Below are 24,282 nucleotides of genomic sequence, written 5' to 3'. Positions count from 1 at the left end.
GGGCACACCCTTGCCCTCGAACAGGTCGAAGATCCGCGCATCGACGATATTCGCCTTGTCCGCGTTCCTGACCGCGCGGAGCAGGTCGCCGGCCGGCACACCCGCATCGAGCAGGAAGGCGAAATCGCGCTTCACCGCCTGCAAGGCCGGCGGGGCAAAGGCCGCGCGGGCAAACCCGCTGCCTTTCTTCTCCGGGATTGCATTGAGGTGGATACCAAGTGCCGCAACCGGTACATCGATATCGAAGGCCGCCAGCGTCCTGGGATGGATCATGCCGAAACTTGCGATCCGGTTCTTGGGGCCAAGCCGCAGCGTTGCGGACTGCCCCGGATGGTAGAAGTCGCCGGCCTCCCCCATCACCATGAGATTGTCGACCGGTGCCCCCGCCTCGCGCAACAGTTCGAGACAGATCGCCTTGGCGTCGAAGGCATCGAAATCGCGCGCCTTGCCATTCGCCCACCCACGCGGCTCGCGTTCGCCCGCGAGGACGACCGCCAGCGCGGGATATTCGCCATCTTGAAGGTAGCGCCGTCCGATTTCGAACAGGCGCAGTGACGCAGCGCCGCGATCGAGGTTGCGCTGTACGGCCGAAAGCAGGCCAGGAAGCAGCGACGGGCGCATGATCTTCATGTCTTCGCTGATCGGGTTTTCGAGCACCCAATGCCCGCCGCCGACCGCCGCCGCCTCTTCCTCCGAAATGAACGACCAGGTCACCGCCTCGTTCAGGCCCATACCCGCAGCCGCCCTGCGCAGCCGGCGTTCCAGCCTCTGGGCAGGTGTCGCGGTCGGGCGGGCAATCCCCTCGGCTCGCGGGAGGGCGACGCTCTCGACCTTGTCCAGCCCGTGGATGCGAACAACTTCCTCGACCAGGTCGGCTGCGCCTTCGATATCGTGGCGGCGCAATGGAACTGTTACGGCCCATGCCTCATCGACTTCGAAACCGAGCGTTTCGAGGATGACCCTCTGCTCGGTTTGCAGGATCGCAACCCCGCCCAGGCTTCCCGCAAGTTTGGGATCATATGCGATCACCTTGCGCTCGCTCGGCGGCTTTCCGGCATGCACCACATCCGATGCCTCGCCGCCGCAGATCTCGAGGATGAGGCGGGTAAGCAGTTCAAGCCCGTCGTCGAGGAATTCAGGATCCACCCCGCGTTCGAAGCGGGTCCTTGCATCCGAGGCGAGGCCCAGGCGGCGACCTGTCATGCCGATGCGCGCAGGATCGAAATAGGCGATTTCGAGGAGCACGTCGGTGGTCTGCTCCGAACAGCCTGAATCTTCGCCGCCCATGATGCCCGCTATGTCGTGCACGCCGCTATCGTCGGCGATGACGACCATCTCGCCAGTAAGGGAATAGGTCTTGTCGTTGAGGGCGAGAACTTGCTCGCCGTCCCTCGCCCGGCGCGCAACGACCGCGCCCGACAGTTTCGCGAGATCGTAGACATGGGCCGGTCGGCCATAGCCGAGCATCAAATAGTTCGTGATGTCGACCAGAGCCGAGATCGGCCGCTGTCCCGCGTCGCGCAGGGCTTGCTGCATCCAGTCGGGCGAAGCGCCATTCCTAACGCCGCGAACGACCCGGCCAAAAAAGGCGGGGCATCCTTCCGGATCGTCGGTCCTGATCTCGACCGGGCACGGAAATTTGCCCGGTACCGGCTCGATTGCCAATGGTGCCAACACACCAATCCCGGCTGCTGCAAGGTCGCGCGCTATCCCGTAAACCCCCATGCAATCGGGACGATTGGGCGTGATAGCGACATCGAAGACCGGCGACGCGTCATGGTAGTCGGCAAAGTCCGCTCCGACCGGAGCATTGTCGGGTAGTTCAATGATGCCTTCGTGATCGTCGCCCAGTTCGAGCTCGCGGGTCGAGCACATCATGCCGTTCGATTCGACGCCGCGGATGGCGCTCTTCTTCAGAACCATGCCATTGGCCGGAACAACGGCACCCGGCGAACCGAGCACGCCGACAAGGCCGGCACGTGCATTGGGCGCACCGCAGACGACCTGCAGGGGATTGCCATCGCCCGCATCGACCGTCAGCACCTGCAGCTTGTCGGCATCCGGATGGGGTTCGGCGGTCAGAACCTTGGCAATGCGAAAGCCCGCGAGCTTCTGCGCCGGATCATCCAGTCCCTCGACCTCGATCCCGATTGCGTTGAGCCTGGCGGCGATGTCTTCCGCGCTCGCCTCCGTCTTGAGGAATTGCTTGAGCCAGGAGAGCGAGAACTTCATGCGCGCGCTCCCACGCCGCCCGACAGGGTCGGCTGGTCGAAGGCCGAAAATCCATAATGCATCAGCCAGCGAATATCGCCATCGAAGAACGCGCGCAGGTCGTCCATCCCGTATTTGAGCATCGCCAGCCGGTCGACACCGACGCCGAAGGCGAAGCCCTGCCACTCGTCGGGATCGAGCCCGGACATCTCGATCACCTTGCGATTGACCATGCCGCTGCCGAGCAGTTCCATCCAGCCATGGCCAGGCGCATCGCCGCTGCCGCCGAGCACGCGACGGCCATCTTCAATTGCGAAGCCGACATCGACTTCGACCGAAGGCTCGGTGAATGGGAAATAGCTTGGCCTGAGGCGCAGCACGATATCCTCGCGCTCGAAGAAGGCCTTGAGAAAGGTCTCGAGGGTCCATTTCAAATGGCCCAAGTGAATGTCCCTGTCGATCACCAGTCCTTCGACCTGGTGGAACATGGGCGTGTGGGTCGCGTCGCTGTCGCTGCGATAGACGCGCCCCGGAGCGATTACCCTGAGCGGCGCGCCTTCGGCCATCATCGTTCGGACCTGCACCGGACTCGTATGCGTCCTCAACAAGGTTCGACCGTTGGTCGCCGGCCTGTCCGGGAAATAGAACGTATCGTGCATGGCCCGCGCAGGATGGCTCTCGGGCATGTTGAGCGCAGTGAAATTGTGCCAATCGTCTTCGATTTCGGGGCCGGTTGCGACCGCGAAACCGAGATCGGCGAAGATTTCGGCCAGCTCGTCCATGACCTGGCTGACGGGATGGACCGTTCCCCTGGGGGCCTCGGGCGCCGGCAAGGACAGATCGAGCGTTTCCGAAGCAAGCCGAGCATCGAGCGCCGCGCCTTCCAGTGCCAGCTTGCGCGACGTCAGGGCCTCCTGGACGGATTCACGCAAGGCGTGAATCCGGGGACCTTCGGCCTGGCGCTCTTCCGGGGCCATCTGGCCGAGCGTCTTGAGCAAGGCCGATATGCTTCCCTGCTTGCCGAGCAGTTCGACGCGCAGAGCCTCAAGCGTGGCGAGATCGCTTGCCGCGCTGATCCGCGAATGCGCCTCGGATTCCAATTTCTCGATGTCGGCCATGCAAATATGCTCTTTGGGAAAGTCTCGTTATCTGGCGCGGCCTGTTAGCGGGCAAGAGGCGCCAGCCCAAGCCCTAATCAGGCCAGGGCCCCTGTGACCTTCCCATGCGGCGCCCCAGGATGGATGGCAGGGAAGTCTCGTGGGCGCCCTCCAAATCCGCCAATCGATGCAATAATACCGGTTTCAGCACCGGATGCGGCAATTTCGCATATTGCCGCGGGGTCAGCCCCATGAAGGATTTGAAGTCGCGCACGAATTGCGACTGGTCGTGATACTGCCCGTCCAGCACAGCACTCCAACTCGCGTCGGATTGCAGCATGAACCGCGCGAGGCTGCGCAGGAAGCGCTGCCGGCGGATAAGGAGTTTGGGAGGAAAGCCGAAATACCGCCGGCACAGGCGTTCAAGCGAGCGTCCGGGGATATCGACGCGCTCGCGCAAGGCGGCAACCGTCGCGATTGCGGGATCGCGGAAAGCTTCCTGGCATTCGACAATCTTGTCCTCCAGCGGGACTTCGCGCGCAGGCAAGGTTTCCAGGAAATCTCCGATCCTGTCTGCAATGCTGTCGAGATCGCCGTCTGCCGATTCGACCAGCGATTGAAGCCCTTCGAAAGGGGCGAAGGCCGGATCGCAATATCCGTCGACCAGCCGGTTAGCCAGGCGTTCGGCCGAATCGTCGACAAATCGCGCCCAACCGGCAGGTTCCAGCCCCATTCCCCATATCCGGGATCGGGTCACCGCAAATTTGGTCGCAATGCTGGTCGCGCCCCTGACGATGAATTTGGATTGGGCCATGCGCTCGCCGTTGCTGCCAACGATGGCCGGCGGGGTGCCGCTTGCGAAAAGCAGCCCGGCCCAATCCGGATGCAGATAGTCGACCGCGTATTCGCCGTCGCCGCAATCGACCGTTGTGACGTAAATCGCGGTAAAATAGCGCTCAACCGATCGGGGAAGCCTGAAATAGTGAACCGAGATTGCTTCGCCTTGCATCGATTCTTCAATCTTGGTTCCAATCCGGAGCACTTTTGTCTCGGTCGCGCCGCTCGTTCCCTAGCACATTGATCGAAACGGGGTAGCAGGTGTTCGAAGAAATCCGGATTTCGACAATATTGCCTGGCCAGGTTCAAGAGCCAACATGTATCAGAGACAATTCGCAAGTTGCAGGTAACAATATCGAATTGGCACGCCAACAAGCGGTCGGCCATTATTTCGGCTGCGTCAACTGTCCGCCGCCGGCCTCCACGGCCGATCGAGGGTTTGGGCAGCCGCGCCCCAGACCTTCGCCCGGTGTTTCATGAAGGCGCCCAGGATCGGGTGGCTCAGCGCGGCATATTCGCCCGGGCTCATGCGCATGAACTTCCGAAACTCGCGCACAAACTGGGCCTGGTCGTGATAATGCTCGTCCATCGCCTGGCTCCAATTGGCGGCGTTTTCGAGCATGAACTGGGCAAGGCTGCGCATGAAGCGTTGGCGCCTCAGCAACAGTTTGGGCGGGAAGCCGAAGAATCGCTGGCAAACCCTTTCCAGCGTGCGGCGCTCCAGCCCCGCGTGTTCGGCGAACTCGCCAACCGAGCCGACTTCTTCATCGACCAGGGCCGCATGGGCGCGCACAATGCGCTTTTCGTCGGGATGCGAGCGATTGAGTGACCTGAAGCAGGCGATGATCCGCTCGAGTTCGGTCTGCTCGTCCGGATCCCCGGCGAACAGTTCGCGCGATAGTTGGGCGAAATTGGCGAAGGCCGGATGCACCTCCCCGTCGACCGTCCGGTTTGCGAGCTTGTTCGCGGGGCCGGGACAGAATTTTGCCCAGCCGAGCGGAAAAAGCCCCACGCCCCACATATGGGTGGTTCCCAACTCGAAATGTATCGGCAGCGAACTTGGTCCGGTGGCGGTCAACCGGGCATTGCTCAGCCGGTCGATGCCAGGTGCACCGGCAGTAGGCCGGTCGCCGGCAAAGAAGCGCAGATTGGCCCATTCCGGCTGGAGCAGGTCCTTGACCCGCTTGCCATCGGCAACCGTGAAATCGGCGCGATAAAAGGAGGAGAAACACCCCTGCAGATCGGGCGGCGCTGAATAGAAATGAACGTCGATCTGGCAATCCATCCAATGCGTTCCCGTTCGCATTTTCCGGTCAATGATCGGAATGCAATGGTAGGTGCGAACCGGCTTCCTGGCTCGGCACCCCCATCAACTTCCCAATTTGCGTGAGCCTTCCGGAAAGGAACACGCAATCTCAGGCAGCGAGCGCCTTCTTGGCTTCGGCGATTATGGTCGCGAAGGCGGCGCCTTCGTTCATCGCGAGATCGGCCATGACCTTTCGATCGAGTTCTATGCCGGCCTTCTTCACGCCATGCATGAACTGCGAATAGGTCAGGCCTTCCGCACGAACCGCGGCATTGATCCGCTGGATCCACAGCGCACGGAAATTGCGCTTTTTGACCTTGCGGTCGCGATAGGCATATTGGCCGGCCTTTTCGACTGCCTGGCGGGCAATGCGAATCGTGTTCTTGCGCCGACCGCGATAGCCCTTGGCCTGGTCGAGAATGCGCTTGTGCTTGGCGCGCGTCGTAACGCCGCGTTTGATGCGAGGCATGTGCTAGTACTCCTGTCTCAGTCGAGCCCGTAGGGCGCCCACTTCTTGATCACCTTCGCATCGGCGTCGGAAATCACGTCGGTCCCACGGTGCTGGCGGATGTACTTGGCATTGTGGCTGATCAAACGGTGGCGTTTACCAACCGCGCCGTGCTTGATCTTGCCGGTGGCGGTGAGCTTGAAACGCTTCTTCACACCGCTCTTGGTCTTCAGTTTGGGCATTTTCGTCTCCTGTCGGGGACACGCTGGACCAGCCCTGGCAGCCCTTTCAGCCAGGCCGGCTCGTGAATCACGTGTCTGTGAAGCGCGCGCCTTTAAGCGCGGACGGCCCAAAAGGCAAGGGTTTCAGTGGCCGAACACCTTGCAGCCGGATTCCCGGACGAAGCGCGCAAAATCGCCATGAGCGATCAGTGGGAAGGCCTGAAAATCCTCGCCGAGATAGAGGTATGCCTGTGCCTGCAAGCTGCTTCCGTCAGCCAGCAATGCCGAAACGGCCGTCCGAAAATAGTCGGCGCCCTCATAGGCGTCGAGCTCGTCGAGCCAAGCGGGATCGTCCGGACAATCGATAACTTCGCCATAAGCGCGGCCCGCCAGTCCCGGGACCAGAAGCGGGTAACAGCCGCGCTCTTCCTCCTCGGCCAAGCGCAATTCGCCCGCGACACTGGCTGGCTTGCCTGGGCCGATTCCGGTGCGCAGTCTTGCCGCCTCTCCTCGCGCCAGGCCTTCGAGCAACGTGCCGTAGACGAAGATATTCAACAATCGCGCTCCTCAGTGATGGCAGGCCAGCGCCTCAAGCACGTCTTCAAGCCGGGCAGGATCGCCCAGCGCCAGCACATGGCCGTCCGATCCGGCATGAAGCGGTTCGCCGTTCCAGTCGCACATCGTCCCGCCAGCACCTTCGACAATCGGGACAAGCGCTGCAAAATCATACACTTTCAGGCCGGCCTCGCAGACGATGTCGAGATGGCCCGAAGCCAGGGTGGCGTAATTGTAGCAATCGCCGCCCATTACCATACGCCGGTGGTCGGTCCTGGCGGCAAGGGCCATGAAATGGGCACCGTCATGATCGTCGAAATAGTGCGGACCGGTGGTTGCGAGGGTCGCCTGCGCCAGCTCGCGGCAAGGCCTCGTCGCAACCGGCTTGCCATTGAATGTGGTCGGCCGTCCGGCCACGCCAAGCCAGCGTTCCCCAAGGACTGGCTGGTCGATGATCCCGAGCACAGGGAAACCGTCGACCAACAGGGCGATCAGGGTGCCGAAGATCGGCCGGCCGACCAGAAAGGCGGCGGTGCCATCGATCGGATCGAGGACCCATTGCCGACCGGATCGGCCGTCTTCGCTGCCGAACTCTTCTCCTGTAACTCCGTCTTGCGGCGCCTCGGCCTTTAGGATCCGCCGCATCGCTTGTTCGGCTTCGCGGTCGGCCAGGGTCACCGGGGTGGCATCGTCCTTGCGCTCATGACCGACACCATTGCGGAAATAGGGCCGAATGACCCCTCCGGCTGCATCGGCCAGCCGGTTGGCAATGGCGATTTCCGTATCCAGCTTCATCCGGAGTCCTTCACTCGCCGGCCGGAATCGCCACCGGGTCACCTTCGTCGTGCAACCTGATAATGATGGCGCGGATGCCTCCGGGGCCCGCCCGCGGAGTATGGACGGTGCGGCCTGGAATCACGAAGCTTTCGCCCGCTTGCAGTACGCGCGGCTCCTGTCCGTCGACGTCGAGCACGGCGCTGCCCTCGATCACGTAGAGAAACTCCTCCCAGGGGTGGAAGTGCGGTTCGCCTACTGAATTGGGAGGCAGCCGCAAGTCGGCGACGATCAGCTCATGACCGGGGGCGGCGGCAGTCGCTTCGCGGAAAATTTCGTTCGAGCCGATCGGAGGAATGTATCCGGGGGGGGCATGATGGGATGGCGCCGCCGGACACGCCGCCAGCAACAGGCCGAGGGGCACGAGGGCGAGAGGCCGGGCTTCGCGCATCACCTCAGTCGAACAGCGAGGAAACGCTGCTCTCATCGGCGATCCGGCGCACGGCCTCGCCGATCAGCGGGGCAATGGTGAGCGTGCGGATGCTTTTCGAATCCTGGGTTGCGTCGGTGGCCAGGATTGTGTCGGTTATCACCAGCTCCTTGAGCGCCGATTTGTTCACGCGCGCCACCGCACCTCCCGAAAGCACGCCATGCGTAATATAGGCCGCGACACTCTTCGCGCCCGCATCGAGCAGGGCCTGGGCCGCATTGCACAGCGTTCCGCCCGAATCGATAATGTCGTCGATCATGATGCAGGCGCGCCCCTTCACATCGCCGATGATGTTCATGACTTCGGATTCGCCCGGGCGCTCGCGCCGCTTATCGACGATCGCCAACGGAGCATTGTCGAGCCGCTTGGCGAGTGCGCGGGCCCTGACCACGCCCCCGACATCGGGCGAAACCACCATGAGATCGCCATCTCCGTAGCGAGCCTGGATGTCCGCGGCCATGACCGGGGCGGCAAACAGATTGTCGGTCGGGATATCGAAGAAGCCCTGGATCTGGCCAGCATGGAGATCGACCGCCAGAACGCGGTTTGCCCCGGCCTGGGTGATGAGGTTTGCCACCAGCTTGGCCGAAATCGGCGTGCGGGATCCCGATTTGCGATCCTGCCTTGCATAGCCGAAATAGGGAATGACGGCGGTGATGCGTTTGGCGGAAGCGCGCCGCAGCGCGTCGATACAGATCAGCAGTTCCATCAGATTGTCGTTGGCTGGGTAGCTGGTCGACTGGACCACGAACACGTCCTGACCGCGGACGTTCTCGTGAATCTCGATGAAAATTTCCTCGTCGGCGAAGCGCCGCACGCTCGCATCGGTCAGCGGGATTTCGAGATAGGCCGCGATGGCCCGGGCGAGCGGCAGGTTCGAGTTGCCGGCCATGATCTTCATCGCGGTACGCTCCCGTAATGGCGTCAGGAATCACCTGCCAGCGGCTCTAGCCGAGCGTCACATGATTGCAACCTGAAGCAAGGCGCACCTTGTTGAAACAAGAACTCCAGCGCGCTGTTCAGAAGTGGCGGTGTTCGCCCTTCACCCAGCGAACCGTGCCGGAACTCGCCCGCATGACCACGCTTTCCGTGGTCATGAGTCCGCCCTTGAGCCGCTTCACGCCGTCGAGCAGCGATCCGTCGGTCACGCCGGTCGCGGCAAAGATGCAATCACCCCTGGCCAGGTCTTCGAGCGAGTATATGCGGTCAAGATCTTCGATCCCCAATTTCCTCGCCCGGGATTTCTCGTCTTCGTTGCGGAACAGCAGCCTGCCGTTGAATTGCCCGCCGACGCAACGCAGTGCCGCCGCCGCCAGGACGCCTTCGGGCGCGCCGCCAGACCCCATATAGAGATCGATCGTAGTCTCGGGATTGGTCACCGCGATCACGCCTGCGACATCGCCGTCGGGGATCAGCTGGATGCCGCAACCGATCGCCCGCAGCTCAGCTATCAGTTCGGCGTGTCGCGGACGGTCGAGTACGCAGGCGATGATCTCCGAAGGCTTCACCCCTTTCGCCTTGGCAACCGCCGCGACATTTTGCGTCGGGCTCAACTCCAGGCTGACAATGTTCTGGGGGTAGCCCGGACCGACCGCCAGCTTTTCCATATAAACGTCGGGCGCATTGAGCAGGCAGCCTTCTTCCGCTGCGGCGAGCACGGCCATCGCATTGGCCCCGGCCTTGGCGGTAATCGTCGTGCCTTCGAGCGGATCGAGCGCGATATCGATCTTGGGGCCCCTGCCGGGCGCACCGCCCACCTTCTCGCCGATATAGAGCATCGGGGCCTCGTCACGTTCGCCTTCGCCGATTACGACCGTTCCGTCGATCAGGAGCTCGTCGAATGCCTTGCGCATGGCTTCGACCGCGGCGGCATCGGCAGCTTTCTCGTCGCCTCGCCCGACAAGCCGCGACGCCGCGACCGCCGCCGCCTCGGTTACCCGGACCATTTCCAGGACTAGCACCCGGTCGAGAACGTGACTTGCTGCCGGCTCGCTTGAAGGTGTTGCGGATTTTGCGTTCATGGTCGATTCAGCCCCGGAAGCGAGTCTGCCCAGCGTTAGGGATTGGATTGGGGAATGTCGAGAATGTGGAAGCGATTGGGCATCGTGGGCTTGGCCCTGTCATTTCCCATTACGCCGCTGGTCGCGCAGGGAATCCAATACCGATACGATTTCGAGCAGGACGATGAGGCCGAAGAGCAGGACGTCACGGCCGAACAGGCGCTGAGCGAGAACCAGAACCGCTACGGCCCGCCTGCACCAAGGAGGAACTGCCGGCAGAGTCCCGAAAACGCGGAAATCGTGGTCTGCGCGGAAGAAGAACAGGATTACTCCGAATTCCGGGTGCAATCGACGGCGGAACTCGATCCCGAGGGCAGGGAAGGAACCAATGACGGACTTCCCCGGGCGCCCGACGTGGCGGGCGAAGGGATCTTCCAGGGCGAAGGATCGATAAAGTTCGGCAGCGTGCCACCGCCGGCGATTATGGTCGATTTCGAGGAATTGCCCGAGGCGCCCGAAGGTTCGGATGCGGACCGGATCGGCAAGGGACAAAAGCCGACCGAATAGGCTGCGCCCGCTCAGCCCAGGATCGGCATCACCAGAGGCGGCTCGACCAGGCTCGTCGAGCTTTCGAGCAATTGCAGGGCTTGGTCCACGGCACTCTGCGGACCCTCATGGGTCACCATCGCAATCAGCACCTCGCCGCCTTCCTCCGGACGGCCCTGCTGGATCAGGCTTTCGATCGAAACCCCGGCGTCGCGCATCGCCGCCGAGATTTCCGCGAGCACGCCGGGCCGGTCGGTCACCGTAAATCGAATATAGGCCCGAACCGGGCGGTGACCCGCATCGCCTTTGGGCAGGGCAACGAGATGTTCCGCCGGGACCGAAAACGGCGACCCGGCATCGCCGCGCGCAATGTCGATCAGGTCGGCGACGACCGCACTGGCCGTGGGACCATCGCCGGCCCCGGCGCCTTCGAAGAGCAGGCGGCCGACGAAATCGCCCTCTGCCACGATGGCATTGGTCGGGCCGACAACATGGGCGAGCGGGTGCGAACGAGCGACAAGGCAGGGCTGGACCTGCTGGAACAACGCCAGCTGTCCGCCCTCGCCTTTCTCGACATCCGCCATCCCGACCAGCCTGATGACATAGCCTAGCGCAGCGGCCTGCCCGATATCGGCTGCCCTGATCCTTGCGATCCCCTCCGTATCGACAGCCTCGAAATCGATCTTCGAGCCGAACGCAATCGCCGCGAGGATCGAGAGCTTGTGGGCGGCATCGATGCCCTCGATGTCGAAGGTTGGATCCGCTTCGGCGTAGCCCAGGTCCTGGGCCTCCTTCAGCACGCCGGCAAAGTCGCGGCCGGTTTCTTCCATGGTCGAAAGAATGTAATTGCAGGTCCCGTTGAGGATCCCGAACAGGCCGCTGATCGAATTCGCGGCGGCACCTTCGCGAAGGCCCTTGATGATCGGAATTCCGCCAGCAACCGCGGCTTCGAATTTGAGCGCGACCCCTGAATTCTCGGCAAGCTGCGCGAGTTCGGTGCCATGATGGGCGATCATCGCCTTGTTCGCGGTCACTACCGACTTGCCGGCCTTGAGCGCCCTTCTTGCCAGCGCCAGCGCGGGTCCATCCGAGCCGCCGACAAGTTCCACCACGACATCCACGTCGCCGCGGCCGGCCATCGCTGTCATGTCGTCTTCCCAATCGATCGAAGAGAGGTCGACTCCGCGGTCCTTGTTCCGGTCGCGCGCGCTCACCGCGACAATCTCGACCGCACGTCCCGCCCTCTTTGCGATCAATCCGCCATTGACGGCAAGCAATCGGATGACGCCTGCTCCGACTGTTCCCAATCCGGCCAGTGCTATTCTAAGCGGTTCAGCCATCTGTCCCTCGCAATCCGCCGCGCGCGTTAGGACAGGCGGAGATCAAAGACCAGAGCTAGTGTGCAACGAGGATGGCAGGCCTATAGGCCGCGGCTTCGATTTCGCTTGCAGGGGCCAAGTTCGCTCATCACGACCTGGTAATCCTCCAGCGCCCTCCTCCTTGAAACCTCGTTGTCGGAGATATTTGCCGAAGCCGGCAGCTCGGACGGCAGAAAGCATGCAAGGCGGTGCCAGGCCAGGGTTTCCCGTTCCGGCGGGCGAGCCGACTGGTCGACCAGTTCGGACCAGGCAACTCCCCATTGCGGAGCCATGCCCGGCCGGCGCATGACGGTAAGCGAGACCGGCGTACCCTCGGCCGTTTCGAGGAACAGCTGGGTTTCCGATTCGCCCGCAAGGTTCCCGGCAATGGAGATTGCCTCCCTGATCGCCTCGATATGCGGCGGCGCTTCCGGTTGTGCGACTTCGCGCAATACCGCCCGGATGCGGGCCTCCTCGTCAGGGCCGGCCGTGGAATAGGAATCGGGTGTGAGCAATTGCAGCTCACCCGGCCGCCCGGGCACCTCGCGTCCAAAGAAGATGAATTCACTGTCCTTGAGCTTGGGAGGTCTGCCCCTGGAATCGAGCGGCAGGTCAGCCAGCAATCGAAGCGACTGCCCGATCGCTGCGCTCCCGGCAAGCAGCGCCTGGGTTTCCGCCTCGAGATAGAGTCGGACATGGCCGGGCAGGAGCCCCGGGGAGTTTTCGGGACTCACTGTGGCCTGCTTGCGAATCTTCGCCTTCACCACGAGATTCGCCTGTTCGGAAAGGTCGACAAGGTCGGCATAGGTGAAGGGAGACGTGCTCGGCGGAAGCTGTTGTGCCGCCGAAGGAACAGCCCCCGACAGCACCGGCGCCAGCAACGCCAGCACAGCGAGGAGCGTTTTTCTTGCTGCATGTTTTCCCGCGATTTTCATGGGTTTCCTCCGGCTGGAACGGACTCTGTTGCGAGAGATAGGTGCACTGCCATGGCGCCCTCAAGTCAAGCCGGTCAGCTGTGAATTGGCGGTTAACCGATAAAGGGTTTGCCCATGCTAAGCTTCGTCGCTAAGACGCCCGGAAACCGAGGCTGGATATTAACAACAGCCCAGACAAGGCCCTGCCGGGTCATTCGGGGTCCCCGGTGGGCTTCCGGCTTGGCCGGCAGGGTGGACAAGCTTTAACGTTGCCTGTCGGGGCAATTGCCCTGATACGGGTGAGAGCCCGGCCCGACGGGTGAGTGAAATGGAGTGATGCGACTGAATGGCCTACGCTGACCAATCCATGAGCGGCAACCGCGTTGTCGCCCTGATCATCGTTGCCCTCATTCACATCGTCGTCGGCTACACGCTGGTGACCGGACTGGCCTATTCAGCGGCCAAGAAGATCATCGAGCGCGTGACGACGGTCGATATTGAAGAGCCCGAACCCGAACCCGAGGAAGAGCCGCCGCCCCCGCCGGAGCCCGAAAACGTGCCTCCGCCGCCGGTTGCGCCGCCTGCGCCGATCAATATCAATCCGGCCCCGGCACCGATCGATACAACGCGGTTCATCCCGCCGCCCGCGCCGGTCGCTCGCGTGGTCCCGCCACCCGCGCCACCGGCCCCGCCACCGCCGCGGTTCCAGCCGAAGGATCCCGAGCCGCGCGGCAATCCGAGCAATTGGGCGACCCCGAACGACTATCCGCGCCGTGCGCTTCGCGAGGAGCGCGAAGGGGTGTCCGGATTCCGGGTTACCGTGAATACCGAAGGTCGCGTCACGGACTGCCAGATCACCCGTTCGAGCGGCCACGCCGATCTCGACGAAGCGACCTGCGCCAATATCACGCGCCGCGCCCGGTTCCGTCCGGCAACCGACGGGAACGGCGAGGAGACCGTGGGTTATTATTCGAATTCCGTTCGTTGGGTCATTCCCGATTGATCGACCCGTTGAGTTTTTGAGTTTCTATTAGAAGAGGACTACCCGCATGCTTATCGAATTCCTGGCAGCCGCGGAGGCACCCCAGAATCAATTCGGCTTCATGGAAGCCATGGAACAAGGGGGCCCGATCGCGTGGTCGATCCTTGGCGTTCTGGTCATCATGTCCGTTGGCTCTTTCTATATCCTGATCACCAAGCTGCTCGAGCAAGGCAAGATCATGCGCGAGTTCAAGGACGTCCGGACCAAGTTCTGGTCCGCGGCTACGCTGAACGAAGGCGCGAGCCGCCTGCCCAAGAATAGCGCCTGGCGACAGATCGTCGACGATGGCCTGGCCGCTGAAGAGCAGCACAACAAGATGACCGACAGCCTCGAGGCCCATGACTGGCTCCACGGCTCGCTGGCGCGTTCAGAGGCGACGATCAACAACAAGCTCAACACCGGCCTGCCGTTCCTGGCAACCGTCGGCGCGACGGCGCCGTTCGTCGGCCTGCTCGGCACGGTGATCGGTATCTACCGCGCGCTGATCGGCATCGCGATTGCCGGTTCCGCGTCGATGGACAAGGTCGCCGGTCCGGTCGGTGAGGCCCTGATCATGACCGCCATCGGCCTGCTCGTGGCCGTTCCCGCGGTGCTCGCCTACAACTGGCTGCAAGGCCGCAACAAGCGGATCGCCGAATTGCTGACCGGTTTCTCGACCGACGTGCTGGCCAACATCGCGTCCAAGGGAACCGTCAAGCCTGCCGTGCTGGCTCCGGCCCGTCCGGCGGCCCGGCCGGCGGCAGCCGCTCCGGCGAAGGCCTGAGCGAGGTCGCCAAGCGCACCTGCGGCGGGCCGGTTCGCAGCTGGCCTGCCGCATGCGTTACTTGAAGTTTGAGAATAGGATATAGGACATGGCCATTTCAGCAGGCGGTGGAGACGTTGAGACCCCGATGTCGGATATCAACACGACGCCCCTCGTGGACGTCATGCTGGTGCTTCTGATCATCTTTCTGATTGCGATCCCGGTCGCGATCCAGTCGGTTGAGAAGCTCCAGGTTCCGATTTTCGTGTCCGTCGAATCGAAGGACAAGGTCGAGAACCTTCAGATAACGGTGAGTTCGACCGATGCCGCCGGCATCAGTCCTGCGACACCGGGGAGGCCATCCCAAGGCTTTGCCGGAGCGTCGCGCGAGGGCGAATGCCGGGTGTTCTTCAACAACATCACTCCCGTCGATTCGCAGGAGCTGTACGACCAGGCTTACAAGCGCCTGCAGAACCAGGTGGATCGTGTCGGCGGCGAAGAAGCCATGATGCAGAATCCGGAGCTTATCCCGCAGGTCCATATACGGGGTGACGCCAATGCACCCTGGCGCTGCGTCGCGGGCGTGATCTACACGGTGCAGATGGCCGGCTATCCGATCGTCGGATTCATATCCAACCCGGTTGATCCCAACGGCTGAGCAATCGGCTTGGCAACGAGACTTTAGGAGTATTCCCCATGGCAATGTCAGGCGGCAAGGATGATGGCTCGCCGATGATGGAAATCAACACGACGCCGCTTATCGACGTCATGCTGGTGCTCCTCATCATGTTCATCATCACGATCCCGGTGGCGACGCACTCGGTCGATATCGACCTGCCCGCGAGCCAAGACAATCCCGAGCCTCCGCCGGTCGATCCGATCAAGAACAAGATCGTACTGACTGTACGGGGCGAGATCCTCTGGAACGGCGAGCCGATCAGCGGTGGCCAGCTGCAGGAAAATCTCAACAGTTCGAAGCTAATCAATCCAGAGCCCGAGCTGCAGTTCGAGCCGGAAGCGCTGGCAAGCTACGATCTCTCCGCCAAGGTTCTCCAGGTGATCAAGGCTTCCGGCGTCACCAAGTTCGGCTTCGTCGGAAACGAGAAATATCGCAGCTTCGGCAAGGACAGCGGCTAGGCTCCGCTGGCTCCGGCAGTAACGGTATCAAGGGGCGGCTTCGGTCGCCCCTTTTTTCACCCTCGATATGCCTCACCCACAATCCGGGAAATGTTCCTTCCACGCTCTCGAGTTTAATGTTATACTATAACATTGACCCAGATTGACTGGTGGGAGAATGGCGGTGCCACGGGTTCGATACAGCACCAACAAATGGCGCAACGCCCAGGTTGCAAGGCCTATTTGGGAGATAAACACCACTCCACTGATCGATATCCTGCTGGTGCTCCTGATCATGCTCATCATCACCATCCCGATGCCGCCCCATTCGCTCGATGTCGACCTGCCCGGCCGGCCACCCATCGGAACAAGCGTCGAGAAGACGGTGAACAAGATTGTCGTTACCCGAGCCGGCGCAATCGAATGGAATGGCCGGGAAGTGACGGAAGACGGACTCGTGGTGCTCCTGCATGCCTCGAAGGCCAATCCCGACGCCGAGCTCCATTTCGAACCCGAGGCGAATGCTGCGTACGGTACTTCGGCGAATGTGATCCGCCTGATCAAGGAGCAGGAGATCGAGAAATTCGCGTTTGTGGGAAACCAGAAGTTTCGCGCCTTTCCACGCGGAGACTAATCCTCGTTCTCCCGATCTCCGACCGGGAAGCCACGCATTGCGGCATCGGCCAGGCTTTCCGCTTCGAACAGCAATTCATCATCGACCGATCCTTGCGGCAGGCTCTCGCGACCGATCATGACCATCACTGGGACCGCCAGCGGGCTGACCCGGTCGAGTTCGACATGGCGGAGCATTCCCGCGGAGCGTTCCAGCAGGTCCGCCAGCCGCCCGACATCGGTCAGCCGCTGTCTTGCATCGGCCCAGGCCGCTTCGATCAACACGTGGTCCGGCTCGTATTTCCGTAACACATCGTAGATCAGGTCGGTCGAAAAGGTGACCTGCTTCCCGGATTTGCGCTTGCCCGGATGCTGCCTCTCGACGAGGCCCGAAATCACCGCCACTTCGCGGAATGCCCGTCGCAGCAAGTGTGATTGCTGGACCCAATCGACGAATTCGCGGGTGAGGATATCGGGTGACAGCAAGGGCGCTGGGTCTCTGACCGGCTGCAAGCCCCACACACCCAGCGAATAGTCGTTCGCCACGAACCCGCCCGGCTGGAGGCCGCGCTCTTCCATCCTGCGCGTGATCAACATGCCGAGCGACTGGTTCGCATTCCAGCCCTCGAAAGTATAATAGACTGAATAATGGAGGCCTTCGTGCGGAAAGCTCTCGACCAGCAACTTGCCGGGACCCGGCAGCTCGCTGCGCCAGTCCTGCATCTCGAGCCATTCGCGAACGTCGTCGGGGAAGCGTGCCCAACCTGCCCGATCCGACAGCAGCACTCGAACCCGTTCGGAAAGATGCGTGGTAAGCGGCATCCTCGCGCCCATATAGGAGGGTATGGTCGCGCCCTTCTTTGCCGCCCGCACGACCATGTCGAGCTCTTCGATTCGCTCGAGTTCGAGATGCATCCCGGCAAAAATGAAGGTGTCGCCCGGCGATAGCGATGCGGCGAACCCTTCTTCGACCTTGCCCAGCGCGCGCCCGTTGCGGAAGCGAACCGTGAGCATTTCGGAATCGACAATGATCCCTGCATTCATGCGAAAACGTTGGGCATGCTCGGGATGGGCCAGCCGCCATGTTCCTCCGCCGTCACGCACGATCCGCTTGAACCTGTCATAGGCTTCAAGCGCATAGCCGCCGGTCGCAACGAACCGCAACACACGCTCCCAGTCGTCCTTGCCAAGCCAGGCATAGGCCTGGGACGACCGGACTTCCCTCAGCAGCGCGTCCTGATCGAACGGACCCGCGCAAGCCCGGCACAGCACATGCTGCGCAAGCACGTCGAGGCTGCCCTTACGAAACTCCTCCCCGTCGCGGCGCCCTTCGTCGACCGCTTCCTTCGCCGCCATCGCTTCGAGGAACTCGAAGCGGTTGCCCGGCACGAGGATGGCGCGGCTCGGCTGGTCGAGGCGATGGTTGGCCCGCCCGATCCTCTGCAAAAGTCGCGAGCTGCCTTTTGGCGCGCCCATCTGGACGACGCAGTCGACATCGCCCCAATCGACCCCGAGGTCGAGGCTGGCCGTGCACACAAGGGCCCGCAATTCGCCGCGCGCCATGGCCCCTTCGACCTTGCGCCGCGCTTCCCTGGACAGCGAGCCATGGTGGATGCCGATCGGGAGATTGTCCTCATTGGCGTCCCACAGCTTCTGGAACAGGAGTTCGGCCAGGAAACGGGTGTTCGCAAACACCAATGTCGTGCGATTGCGGGCAATTTCTTCCATTAGCTGGGGGATCGCCCAGGTCGCGGCATGCCCTCCCCAGGGCACCCGCTCTCCATCGGGAAGGAGGATGGCCAGTTCCGGTTCGGCACCACGTTCGCCGTCGACCAGCTCGACCGTTTCGATCTCGCCAAATGGCGCCAGCCATGAACGGAACGCGTCGGAATTTGCCACGGTTGCCGAAAGCGCCACTCGCTGCAGGTCGGGAGCGATCGCCTGCAAGCGCGACAGGGCCAGCGCGAGCAAGTCTCCCCGCTTCGACGTAGCGAAGGCATGGATCTCGTCGATCACCACGCGCTTCAGGGAACGGAACAGCTCGAAGCTGTCGGGGTAGGACAACAGCAGCGAGAGCGATTCCGGCGTGGTCAGCAGGACATGTGGCGGGCGGCTGCGCTGGCGTCGCTTGCGTTCGGGCGGCGTATCGCCGCTGCGGATCTCGACCCGGATCGGGAGGCCGATCTCTTCGATCGGGGTTAGGAGGTTGCGTTGGACATCGTGCGCCAGCGCCTTGAGCGGTGACACATAGAGCGTATGCAACCCCTCGGCGGGCGGACGGGCATCAACTCTGGAACAGAATTCCGCCAAGGTCGGCAGAAAGCCGGCCAACGTCTTGCCGGCGCCGGTATCGGCGACGAGCAGCGCGTGCTGACCGCGCTTGGCAACAGCGAACATCGCTCGCTGGTGATCGCGAATGCGCCACCCACGCGCGGCGAACCAGCTTTCGATTTCGGGAGGAAGCCTACGACCCCGCATGCAGGGACAGGAGCATATTCGAATTCACCGCGATAGTCCGGTGTTGTCAGTCGGACTTTTCCGGTCGCCCGCCCCCGGCCAGCTTTAGCAGTCCGACGACACTCGAACCGAGCCGGATCAATGACATAATCTGCGAAGGCGGCACGTTCAGCATCTGCTGGTACCAGCGATCGACCGTCGAAACGAATTCGTGCATACTTTCGAGGCGCTTGCGGACAATCGGGCTGATCTGGGGATCGTCGATATCGGCCATGGCATCCCCGATTGCCGCGACCATCGGGTCAATCTCGCGCTCCTTGCGCCCCTGGGCGATCTTGGTCGCCATTTGCCAAAGGTCGGATTCGGCTTCGTAATGATCGCGCCGGTCGCCCAGCACCGGAACCTTGCGGACGAGTTTCCAATTGAACAATTCCTTGAGGCTGTTCGACACGTTCGAGCGGGCCATGCCGAGCCTTTCGGCGATATCCTCGGCCGTGAGCGGTCGCTCCGAAAGGAAAAGCAGCGCCTGGATCTGCGCCACCGATCGATTGACGCCCCATTGGCCGCCGAGATCGCCCCAACGCAGAATGAATTGCTCGACCGCGGGAGGCAGTCTTTCCTCGCTTTTGAATATTTCTGTCATAACAGAAATATGTGACAACGAAGTGGTTGCGTCAAGCTCGCCCGCCGCTGGAGCCCCATCGGTCCGCCTGCGGGCCTATTCGACCTCTTCGAGCCCACCTTCGAGCGGAGTCTCGGTGAGCCCAGGGTCCCAATCCTCCTCGACCTCTTCCGAGTCCTCCCACTCCGCCTCGAGCGCAGCGGCGGTCAGTTCGGCATATTCGACTTCGTTCATGCCGAGCAGCGACAACATGCGCGCACGTTCGGCGGGACTGAGATCGTCGACCTTGCGGGCCTGCGGTATCGTGTCGAGATTCATCACGAAGCGGGTACCCGCTTCCGCAACCTGCCCGACCGCGGCCGGGATCATGTCCGGAATCTTGGCCATGACCTGCGGATCCATCATCACGGCCATCATCGAGCCGGCATATTTACTTCCGGCCGGCGTGGCGAAGAATGCGTTGATCTGGGCAAGCTCGGCAGCATCGAAACGCTTGGCATAGGCCCTGGCCAGCCCATCGCGATAGAAGGGCTCGATCCTGTCGAGCAGTGCACTGATCTCGAGAAAGGCAAATTCGACCATCTTCGAATTGCGTTCCTTTTCATCGGGATCGAGCATTGTCGCGACGGCCTCCAGATTGCCCTCACTGACATTCTCAAGATCGGTCTCGAGGAGGCCCGTCAGGTCAGCGACCCGCTCGGCCGGTCCCGGTTCCATCACAGCCATGATCCTGTCGGCCAGCGGGCCAAAGGATTCCTGCATCGCCTTGCCATAGGCCCCGGGGGGCATGAGACTGTCAGCCACCTGCCGCGCCGCAGGGAGCCTGGCCTCTTCCTCGGCAGTCAGCGGATCGGCCTTGAGCACGTCCTTCATGATCGTGATCGGGTTGGGACCGTCGCCGAAAATGTCGCTCAGGTCCTGGGCGGCCGCCGGCGATGAACCGAGCGCAAATGCCGCGGCAAAGACTAGCGCCTTGGATTTCATGACTGGAACTCCCCTCATTTCACCCGATTCTGCCTCGGGAAGGCCATGGAATCAATGACCGGCCTGCTCTCCGCGTTCGAGCCCCGACAGCATGAGCTGTTCGTCGATCTGGGCGACCAGCCGGGCAAGGCCTTCCCTGCTGTCGCTCTCGGCGCGGGCAACCAGCACATCCTGCGTGTTCGAGGCCCTGAGCAGCCACCAGCCGTCCGCGGTTGAAACGCGGACGCCATCGGTGTCGTTCACATCCGCACCGCTATGCGATAGCCGCTCCTTCACTTCGTCGATCGCGGCGAATTTGCGGCTTTCATCGACCTGGAAGCGCAGTTCAGGCGTATTGATCATCTGCGGCATTTCCGACCGCAATTGGGTTACCGATTTGCCCAGCCGCGCCGAGGCTGCGATCAGCCGCACCCCGGCATAGAGCGCATCGTCGAAGCCGTAATAGTCGTGCGCGAAGAAGATGTGCCCGCTCATCTCGCCCGCCAGCGGCGCGCCGGTTTCCTTCATTTTGGACTTAATCAGGCTGTGGCCGGTCTTCCACATCACCGGCTCGCCGCCACACGCGGCAATGTGATCGTAGAGCGCGCGGCTGGCCTTGACATCGGCGATAATCGTGGCCCCTGGTATCAATCGCAGCAGGTCTTCGGCATAGATCGAGAGCAGCTGGTCGCCCCAGATCACCCTTCCGCGTCCGTCGATCGCGCCGATCCGGTCACCATCGCCGTCGAAAGCAATTCCGAAATCGAGCTTCTTCTCCGCGACCATTGCGCGAAGATCCTCCAGGTTTGCCTCGACCGTGGGATCGGGATGATGATTGGGGAAATTGCCGTCGACATCGGTGTAGAGCAGGTGGTGTTCACCCGGCAGGCGCGCGGCCAACGCTTCAAGTGCCGGCCCTGCCGCCCCGTTGCCTGCGTCCCAGCCGACCCTGAGCGTGGCGAGCTGCACCCGATCGATATCGCCAAGCCCGGTGAGCAACTTTTCGACGTAACTGTCCAGGACAGCGCGCTCCTCGACCCCGCCAACGCCATCGAGCCAGTCGCCCTCCGCCGCCATCCGTCCGATGGTGGCAATGTCCGCCCCGAAAAACGGCCGTCCCTGGAATACCATCTTGAAGCCATTGTAATTGGCGGGATTATGGCTGCCGGTTATCTGGATGCCGCCATCCACGTCATCGGCTGAGGCTTCCGCAAAATAGAGCATTGGGGTCGGCCCCATGCCGATCCTGACAACATCGCAGCCACTTGCCGTGAGCCCCTCCACAAGCGCGTGTTCAAGCAGGGGCGAACTGATCCGTCCGTCATACCCGACGGCAACCTTTGTGCCCCCTGCACGGCGCAACAGCGTCGCGAAACTGCGTCCGATGGCACGGGCATCCTCAGGCCCCAGAGTTTCTCCGATAATCCCGCGAATGTCGTATTCGCGCAGGACAGTCGGATCGAAATGATGCTTCATCATGCTTCTCGAGTCTCGTCGGGAAGTTCGTCGAGCAAGAGATCGCGCGCGGCATTGGCTTCATGCACCTGCGCATTCGTTCCGCCCCGGTCCGGATGGACCATGGCGAGTAGCCGGCGGTGAGCATCGATGATCTCCTCGCGCGAGGCGTTCGAACGAACCGCCAGCAATTTGCGGGCCTTGAAGACCGCCTGGGTCCGGGTCGTCCGGGCCATGAGAAACTCCCAGGGCCATTTGCCGGTGACAATCTTGCACCCGAAGATGACGACCGCAGCAAAGAATATCAGGCGCGTCATTGTCAGGCGGCGTCCACCTGGATGGCGGCGCGCTGCGGAACCGGCAAATGCAGGTTCGCGAGCAGGGCGCGCAATTCCTGGCGGGCCACGAGATGGCTGGTGCCGAGCTCGCCGAGATGGCCCTTGTCGAGCAGGGTCAGTCCCGACGGGAACAGCTCGCGATAGATCACCCGTTCGGAGAGCCCGTTGGCTACCCGGAACCCGACCCGCCGCGACAATTCGTTCAGCGCATCGTCGATCCGCTTCTGGTTGCGCGCTTCGACATGCTGGGTGCGGTTGCGCACCACCACCCAATCCATCTCGCGGCGGTGTTCCTTGATGGTTGCCATCGCCCGCTTCTTGCGCGCCTCCCAGATCAGCTCGGCATAGAAGCTGAGCCGCTTGACCTTGAAGTTTTCGGCATCGACCTGCCCGATCAGGTCGAAATCGACAAAGCTGTCGTTGAGTGGAGTCACCAGCGTGTCGGCCTCGGTGGCGACATGGCGGGCGAAGGGATCGTCGCGCCCTGGCGTGTCGAAGATCAGGAAATCGTGCGCTTCGCCCAGATGCGCCGCAATCGAATCGAGTTCGTCGGTCGAGGAGCCTTCGAACACGTCGAAACTGGCCCCGGGCAGCGTCACGTTCCGGCGCCGCTCCGTCTCCGCGCGGTTTTCAAGATAACGGAACAGGGTGCGCTGGCGGGGATCGAGATCGAGTGCGGCGACCCTTGCGCCGCGATAGGCCAGCGCGATCGCGACATGGACAGCCGCGGTCGACTTTCCGGTCCCGCCCTTTTCGTTGGCAAATACGATGCGGTGCGGTCCGGCTTTGGTCACTTGGGGCGGGCTTTCTCTGCAGCCGAGGCGCGGCTAGGTTATGGAACAGGCATAGTATCGGAGGCCTGCTCGCATGCAAACCGTCAAGCACCTCTCATGGCTTCGGGAATCTGTGGAGAGATTGCGCGGAAGAGGCGAATTGGCCCTGGTCCCGACCATGGGAGCGCTGCACGAAGGACACCTGACCCTGGTTCGCCGGGCCAGGGAGCTGGCCCCGTCGGTCGCGGTTTCGATTTTTGTCAATCCCAGGCAGTTCGGGCCAGGAGAAGATCTTGCCGCCTATCCGCGCCAATTGGAGCGCGATTCGGAGCTGCTTGCCGCTGAGGGCGTCGACCTGTTGTGGGCCCCTCCGGTTACGGAAGTCTACCCGGAGGGATTCGCGACCGCGATTTCCGTTAGCGGGGTGAGCGAAGGCCTGTGCGGGGCATCGCGCCCTGGCCATTTCGATGGCGTGGCAACGGTCGTCGCGAAATTGTTCAACCAGGTGCAGCCCGACCTGGCACTGTTCGGCGAGAAGGACTGGCAGCAATTGGCGGTGATCCGCCGGATGGCGCGCGATCTTGATTTCACCCTTCCGCATGCCGACCGGATCATTGGGGTGCCGACCGTGCGCGAGGCTGACGGCCTCGCGATGTCGAGCCGCAACGCCTATCTTTCGCCCGACGAACGCAGTTCCGCCGCGGCGCTGCCGCTCGAAATGCGCGCGGCGATCGAGCGGATTGTCGCGGGCGAGCCAGTGGATGACGCTTTGGCCGAACTGGAGGCGACACTACTCGAGGCCGGCTTCGCCTCTGTCGACTATGCGACCCTGGCCGATGCGGTTAGCCTCGAACCGCTTGCCGCCACGATCCCAGAACCGATGCGCTTGCTGGTCGCCGCGCGGATCGGCAAGACGAGGCTGATCGACAACATGGCGGTGGAGGCGCAGACATGACCGAAGACGAATTCAGGAGCTATGTCGCGGCGTTCAACGCCAATGATTTCGAAGGCTTCGGACGTTTCTATGCCGACGATGTCGTGTTCGAACTGGGCGCGATGAAGCGGATCGACGGGCGCGAGGCGATCCTCGACTTCTATCGCGCAGTGAAGGCGCATATCACCGAGGTCGTGACACCGCTTGATGTCATCGTAACTCCATCGCGGATCGCGATGTATTGCCGCACGAGTTTCGATACGTTCAAGGACTGGCCCGATTTCGAGATCTGGCCGACCATGGCGGGCGACAGCAGGGTGGTCGAGACCATCGCCTGGTACGAGGTCGAAAACGATCGCTTCACCCATATCAGGGGCGCGCGCTTCAAGCCTTAATCCTGGAAGTTCGCTGGAGCGGGTAGCGGGGAACCGCAGTTGAACGAGCGCGAAGCGCGAGGACAATCGAACCCGC

The 24,282-nt window shown here is 62.4% G+C and carries 27 protein-coding genes; 8 read left to right on the top strand and 19 right to left on the bottom strand.

What is annotated here, in order from left to right; genetic code table 11:
• The 11 genes from pheT to glpX all read right to left on the bottom strand — a co-directional run.
• Positions 1-2,232 (bottom strand): phenylalanine--tRNA ligase subunit beta (pheT, locus tag AC16XC_RS13635; protein ID WP_484035207.1); only part of this gene is annotated, 2,232 nt, incomplete at its 3' end.
• Positions 2,229-3,329: a phenylalanine--tRNA ligase subunit alpha gene (gene pheS, locus AC16XC_RS13630; protein ID WP_484035206.1), complete on the bottom strand. Its 1,101-nt coding sequence runs from the start codon at positions 3,327-3,329 to the stop codon at positions 2,229-2,231. The genes pheT and pheS, both read right to left, overlap by 4 nt.
• A gap of 73 nt (positions 3,330-3,402) precedes the next feature.
• Positions 3,403-4,317: an AraC family transcriptional regulator gene (locus AC16XC_RS13625; RefSeq protein WP_484035205.1), complete on the bottom strand. Its 915-nt coding sequence runs from the start codon at positions 4,315-4,317 to the stop codon at positions 3,403-3,405.
• A 228-nt stretch (positions 4,318-4,545) separates the two neighbouring features.
• Positions 4,546-5,430 carry a helix-turn-helix domain-containing protein gene (locus tag AC16XC_RS13620; protein WP_484035204.1) on the bottom strand — a complete coding sequence of 295 codons (885 nt, stop codon included), beginning with the start codon at positions 5,428-5,430 and terminating at the stop codon, positions 4,546-4,548.
• Between the two features lie 130 nt (positions 5,431-5,560).
• On the bottom strand, positions 5,561-5,920 hold the full coding sequence (gene rplT / locus AC16XC_RS13615; protein WP_484035203.1) for a 50S ribosomal protein L20: 360 nt from the start codon (positions 5,918-5,920) through the stop codon (positions 5,561-5,563).
• 17 nt (positions 5,921-5,937) lie between these two features.
• Positions 5,938-6,141, bottom strand: a complete 204-nt coding sequence (gene rpmI / locus AC16XC_RS13610; RefSeq protein ID WP_484035202.1) for a 50S ribosomal protein L35 — start codon at positions 6,139-6,141, stop codon at positions 5,938-5,940.
• Positions 6,142-6,264: 123 nt separating this feature from the next.
• Positions 6,265-6,675 carry a gamma-glutamylcyclotransferase family protein gene (locus AC16XC_RS13605; protein WP_484035201.1) on the bottom strand — a complete coding sequence of 137 codons (411 nt, stop codon included), beginning with the start codon at positions 6,673-6,675 and terminating at the stop codon, positions 6,265-6,267.
• 12 nt (positions 6,676-6,687) lie between these two features.
• The gene (gene hisN, locus AC16XC_RS13600) at positions 6,688-7,470 is read right to left on the bottom strand and encodes a histidinol-phosphatase (RefSeq protein ID WP_484035200.1); all 783 of its coding nucleotides are present in this window, start codon (positions 7,468-7,470) and stop codon (positions 6,688-6,690) included.
• A 10-nt stretch (positions 7,471-7,480) separates the two neighbouring features.
• A complete protein-coding gene (locus tag AC16XC_RS13595) occupies positions 7,481-7,900 on the bottom strand; it encodes a cupin domain-containing protein (RefSeq protein ID WP_484035199.1) in 420 nt (139 codons plus the stop codon).
• 4 nt (positions 7,901-7,904) lie between these two features.
• Positions 7,905-8,840 carry a ribose-phosphate pyrophosphokinase gene (locus AC16XC_RS13590; protein WP_484035198.1) on the bottom strand — a complete coding sequence of 312 codons (936 nt, stop codon included), beginning with the start codon at positions 8,838-8,840 and terminating at the stop codon, positions 7,905-7,907.
• 118 nt (positions 8,841-8,958) lie between these two features.
• On the bottom strand, positions 8,959-9,960 hold the full coding sequence (gene glpX, locus AC16XC_RS13585; RefSeq protein WP_484035197.1) for a class II fructose-bisphosphatase: 1,002 nt from the start codon (positions 9,958-9,960) through the stop codon (positions 8,959-8,961).
• A 63-nt stretch (positions 9,961-10,023) separates the two neighbouring features.
• On the opposite strand from glpX, the gene AC16XC_RS13580 reads away from it, so the two are divergent.
• Entirely contained in the window at positions 10,024-10,506 is a 483-nt protein-coding gene (locus AC16XC_RS13580) for a hypothetical protein (protein ID WP_484035196.1), read from the top strand.
• Positions 10,507-10,517: 11 nt separating this feature from the next.
• On the opposite strand, the gene AC16XC_RS13575 is transcribed toward AC16XC_RS13580, so the two are convergent.
• Both AC16XC_RS13575 and AC16XC_RS13570 read right to left on the bottom strand, forming a co-directional pair.
• Entirely contained in the window at positions 10,518-11,825 is a 1,308-nt protein-coding gene (locus AC16XC_RS13575; protein ID WP_484035195.1) for a homoserine dehydrogenase, read from the bottom strand.
• An 80-nt stretch (positions 11,826-11,905) separates the two neighbouring features.
• On the bottom strand, positions 11,906-12,778 hold the full coding sequence (locus AC16XC_RS13570) for a hypothetical protein (RefSeq protein WP_484035194.1): 873 nt from the start codon (positions 12,776-12,778) through the stop codon (positions 11,906-11,908).
• A gap of 325 nt (positions 12,779-13,103) precedes the next feature.
• Between AC16XC_RS13570 and AC16XC_RS13565 the strand changes: the two genes are divergently transcribed.
• The 5 genes from AC16XC_RS13565 to AC16XC_RS13545 all read left to right on the top strand — a co-directional run bounded on the left by AC16XC_RS13565 (position 13,104) and on the right by AC16XC_RS13545 (position 16,291).
• Positions 13,104-13,760, top strand: a complete 657-nt coding sequence (locus AC16XC_RS13565) for an energy transducer TonB (RefSeq protein WP_484035193.1) — start codon at positions 13,104-13,106, stop codon at positions 13,758-13,760.
• 46 nt (positions 13,761-13,806) lie between these two features.
• Positions 13,807-14,562: a MotA/TolQ/ExbB proton channel family protein gene (locus AC16XC_RS13560; protein WP_484035192.1), complete on the top strand. Its 756-nt coding sequence runs from the start codon at positions 13,807-13,809 to the stop codon at positions 14,560-14,562.
• 88 nt (positions 14,563-14,650) lie between these two features.
• A complete protein-coding gene (locus AC16XC_RS13555) occupies positions 14,651-15,199 on the top strand; it encodes an ExbD/TolR family protein (RefSeq protein ID WP_484035191.1) in 549 nt (182 codons plus the stop codon).
• Between the two features lie 38 nt (positions 15,200-15,237).
• Positions 15,238-15,678, top strand: a complete 441-nt coding sequence (locus AC16XC_RS13550) for an ExbD/TolR family protein (RefSeq protein ID WP_484035190.1) — start codon at positions 15,238-15,240, stop codon at positions 15,676-15,678.
• Positions 15,679-15,835: 157 nt separating this feature from the next.
• Positions 15,836-16,291, top strand: coding sequence for an ExbD/TolR family protein (locus AC16XC_RS13545; protein WP_484035189.1), 456 nt, complete (start codon positions 15,836-15,838; stop codon positions 16,289-16,291).
• Here the strand turns inward: AC16XC_RS13545 and AC16XC_RS13540 are convergent.
• The 6 genes from AC16XC_RS13540 to AC16XC_RS13515 form a co-directional block, all read right to left on the bottom strand.
• Positions 16,288-18,747, bottom strand: coding sequence for a ligase-associated DNA damage response DEXH box helicase (locus AC16XC_RS13540; protein ID WP_484035188.1), 2,460 nt, complete (start codon positions 18,745-18,747; stop codon positions 16,288-16,290). The two genes, AC16XC_RS13545 and AC16XC_RS13540, sit on opposite strands and share 4 nt — an antisense overlap.
• A 46-nt stretch (positions 18,748-18,793) precedes the next feature.
• Positions 18,794-19,369: a GbsR/MarR family transcriptional regulator gene (locus tag AC16XC_RS13535; RefSeq protein ID WP_484035187.1), complete on the bottom strand. Its 576-nt coding sequence runs from the start codon at positions 19,367-19,369 to the stop codon at positions 18,794-18,796.
• Positions 19,370-19,444: 75 nt separating this feature from the next.
• The gene (locus tag AC16XC_RS13530) at positions 19,445-20,332 is read right to left on the bottom strand and encodes a DUF2059 domain-containing protein (protein WP_484035186.1); all 888 of its coding nucleotides are present in this window, start codon (positions 20,330-20,332) and stop codon (positions 19,445-19,447) included.
• A gap of 51 nt (positions 20,333-20,383) precedes the next feature.
• Positions 20,384-21,787, bottom strand: a complete 1,404-nt coding sequence (pgmG, locus tag AC16XC_RS13525) for a phosphoglucomutase/phosphomannomutase PgmG (RefSeq protein ID WP_484035209.1) — start codon at positions 21,785-21,787, stop codon at positions 20,384-20,386.
• Positions 21,787-22,083: a J domain-containing protein gene (locus AC16XC_RS13520; RefSeq protein WP_484035185.1), complete on the bottom strand. Its 297-nt coding sequence runs from the start codon at positions 22,081-22,083 to the stop codon at positions 21,787-21,789. The genes pgmG and AC16XC_RS13520 overlap by 1 nt, the downstream gene beginning before the upstream one ends.
• 2 nt (positions 22,084-22,085) lie before the next feature.
• Positions 22,086-22,898: a division plane positioning ATPase MipZ gene (locus AC16XC_RS13515; protein WP_484035184.1), complete on the bottom strand. Its 813-nt coding sequence runs from the start codon at positions 22,896-22,898 to the stop codon at positions 22,086-22,088.
• A 73-nt stretch (positions 22,899-22,971) separates the two neighbouring features.
• Between AC16XC_RS13515 and panC the strand changes: the two genes are divergently transcribed.
• Together panC and AC16XC_RS13505 are read left to right on the top strand one after the other, a co-directional pair.
• On the top strand, positions 22,972-23,832 hold the full coding sequence (gene panC, locus AC16XC_RS13510) for a pantoate--beta-alanine ligase (RefSeq protein WP_484035183.1): 861 nt from the start codon (positions 22,972-22,974) through the stop codon (positions 23,830-23,832).
• Positions 23,829-24,206, top strand: coding sequence for a nuclear transport factor 2 family protein (locus tag AC16XC_RS13505; protein ID WP_484035182.1), 378 nt, complete (start codon positions 23,829-23,831; stop codon positions 24,204-24,206). Before panC ends, AC16XC_RS13505 begins: the two co-directional genes overlap by 4 nt.
• Positions 24,207-24,282 lie beyond the last annotated feature (76 nt).

Source organism: Candidatus Andeanibacterium sp. (assembly GCF_057143545.1).
This window is presented reverse-complemented; position numbering and strand designations above follow the sequence as displayed.

Excerpts from the sequence above, each read along its gene's own strand:
- AC16XC_RS13505 (WP_484035182.1), top strand. The coding sequence starts at position 23,829 with ATGACCGAAGACGAATTCAGGAGCTATGTCGCGGCGTTCAACGCCAAT.
- AC16XC_RS13620 (WP_484035204.1), bottom strand. The coding sequence starts at position 5,430 with ATGGATTGCCAGATCGACGTTCATTTCTATTCAGCGCCGCCCGATCTG.
- AC16XC_RS13590 (WP_484035198.1), bottom strand. The coding sequence starts at position 8,840 with ATGAAGATCATGGCCGGCAACTCGAACCTGCCGCTCGCCCGGGCCATC.
- AC16XC_RS13555 (WP_484035191.1), top strand. The coding sequence starts at position 14,651 with ATGGCCATTTCAGCAGGCGGTGGAGACGTTGAGACCCCGATGTCGGAT.
- AC16XC_RS13570 (WP_484035194.1), bottom strand. The coding sequence starts at position 12,778 with ATGAAAATCGCGGGAAAACATGCAGCAAGAAAAACGCTCCTCGCTGTG.
- AC16XC_RS13595 (WP_484035199.1), bottom strand. The coding sequence starts at position 7,900 with ATGCGCGAAGCCCGGCCTCTCGCCCTCGTGCCCCTCGGCCTGTTGCTG.
- AC16XC_RS13545 (WP_484035189.1), top strand. The coding sequence starts at position 15,836 with ATGGCGGTGCCACGGGTTCGATACAGCACCAACAAATGGCGCAACGCC.
- AC16XC_RS13560 (WP_484035192.1), top strand. The coding sequence starts at position 13,807 with ATGCTTATCGAATTCCTGGCAGCCGCGGAGGCACCCCAGAATCAATTC.
- hisN (WP_484035200.1), bottom strand. The coding sequence starts at position 7,470 with ATGAAGCTGGATACGGAAATCGCCATTGCCAACCGGCTGGCCGATGCA.
- rpmI (WP_484035202.1), bottom strand. The coding sequence starts at position 6,141 with ATGCCCAAACTGAAGACCAAGAGCGGTGTGAAGAAGCGTTTCAAGCTC.
- AC16XC_RS13540 (WP_484035188.1), bottom strand. The coding sequence starts at position 18,747 with ATGCGGGGTCGTAGGCTTCCTCCCGAAATCGAAAGCTGGTTCGCCGCG.
- AC16XC_RS13575 (WP_484035195.1), bottom strand. The coding sequence starts at position 11,825 with ATGGCTGAACCGCTTAGAATAGCACTGGCCGGATTGGGAACAGTCGGA.
- pgmG (WP_484035209.1), bottom strand. The coding sequence starts at position 21,787 with ATGAAGCATCATTTCGATCCGACTGTCCTGCGCGAATACGACATTCGC.
- AC16XC_RS13550 (WP_484035190.1), top strand. The coding sequence starts at position 15,238 with ATGGCAATGTCAGGCGGCAAGGATGATGGCTCGCCGATGATGGAAATC.
- pheS (WP_484035206.1), bottom strand. The coding sequence starts at position 3,329 with ATGGCCGACATCGAGAAATTGGAATCCGAGGCGCATTCGCGGATCAGC.
- AC16XC_RS13580 (WP_484035196.1), top strand. The coding sequence starts at position 10,024 with ATGTGGAAGCGATTGGGCATCGTGGGCTTGGCCCTGTCATTTCCCATT.
- AC16XC_RS13520 (WP_484035185.1), bottom strand. The coding sequence starts at position 22,083 with ATGACGCGCCTGATATTCTTTGCTGCGGTCGTCATCTTCGGGTGCAAG.
- rplT (WP_484035203.1), bottom strand. The coding sequence starts at position 5,920 with ATGCCTCGCATCAAACGCGGCGTTACGACGCGCGCCAAGCACAAGCGC.
- panC (WP_484035183.1), top strand. The coding sequence starts at position 22,972 with ATGCAAACCGTCAAGCACCTCTCATGGCTTCGGGAATCTGTGGAGAGA.
- AC16XC_RS13625 (WP_484035205.1), bottom strand. The coding sequence starts at position 4,317 with ATGCAAGGCGAAGCAATCTCGGTTCACTATTTCAGGCTTCCCCGATCG.
- AC16XC_RS13530 (WP_484035186.1), bottom strand. The coding sequence starts at position 20,332 with ATGAAATCCAAGGCGCTAGTCTTTGCCGCGGCATTTGCGCTCGGTTCA.
- AC16XC_RS13535 (WP_484035187.1), bottom strand. The coding sequence starts at position 19,369 with ATGACAGAAATATTCAAAAGCGAGGAAAGACTGCCTCCCGCGGTCGAG.
- AC16XC_RS13565 (WP_484035193.1), top strand. The coding sequence starts at position 13,104 with ATGGCCTACGCTGACCAATCCATGAGCGGCAACCGCGTTGTCGCCCTG.
- glpX (WP_484035197.1), bottom strand. The coding sequence starts at position 9,960 with ATGAACGCAAAATCCGCAACACCTTCAAGCGAGCCGGCAGCAAGTCAC.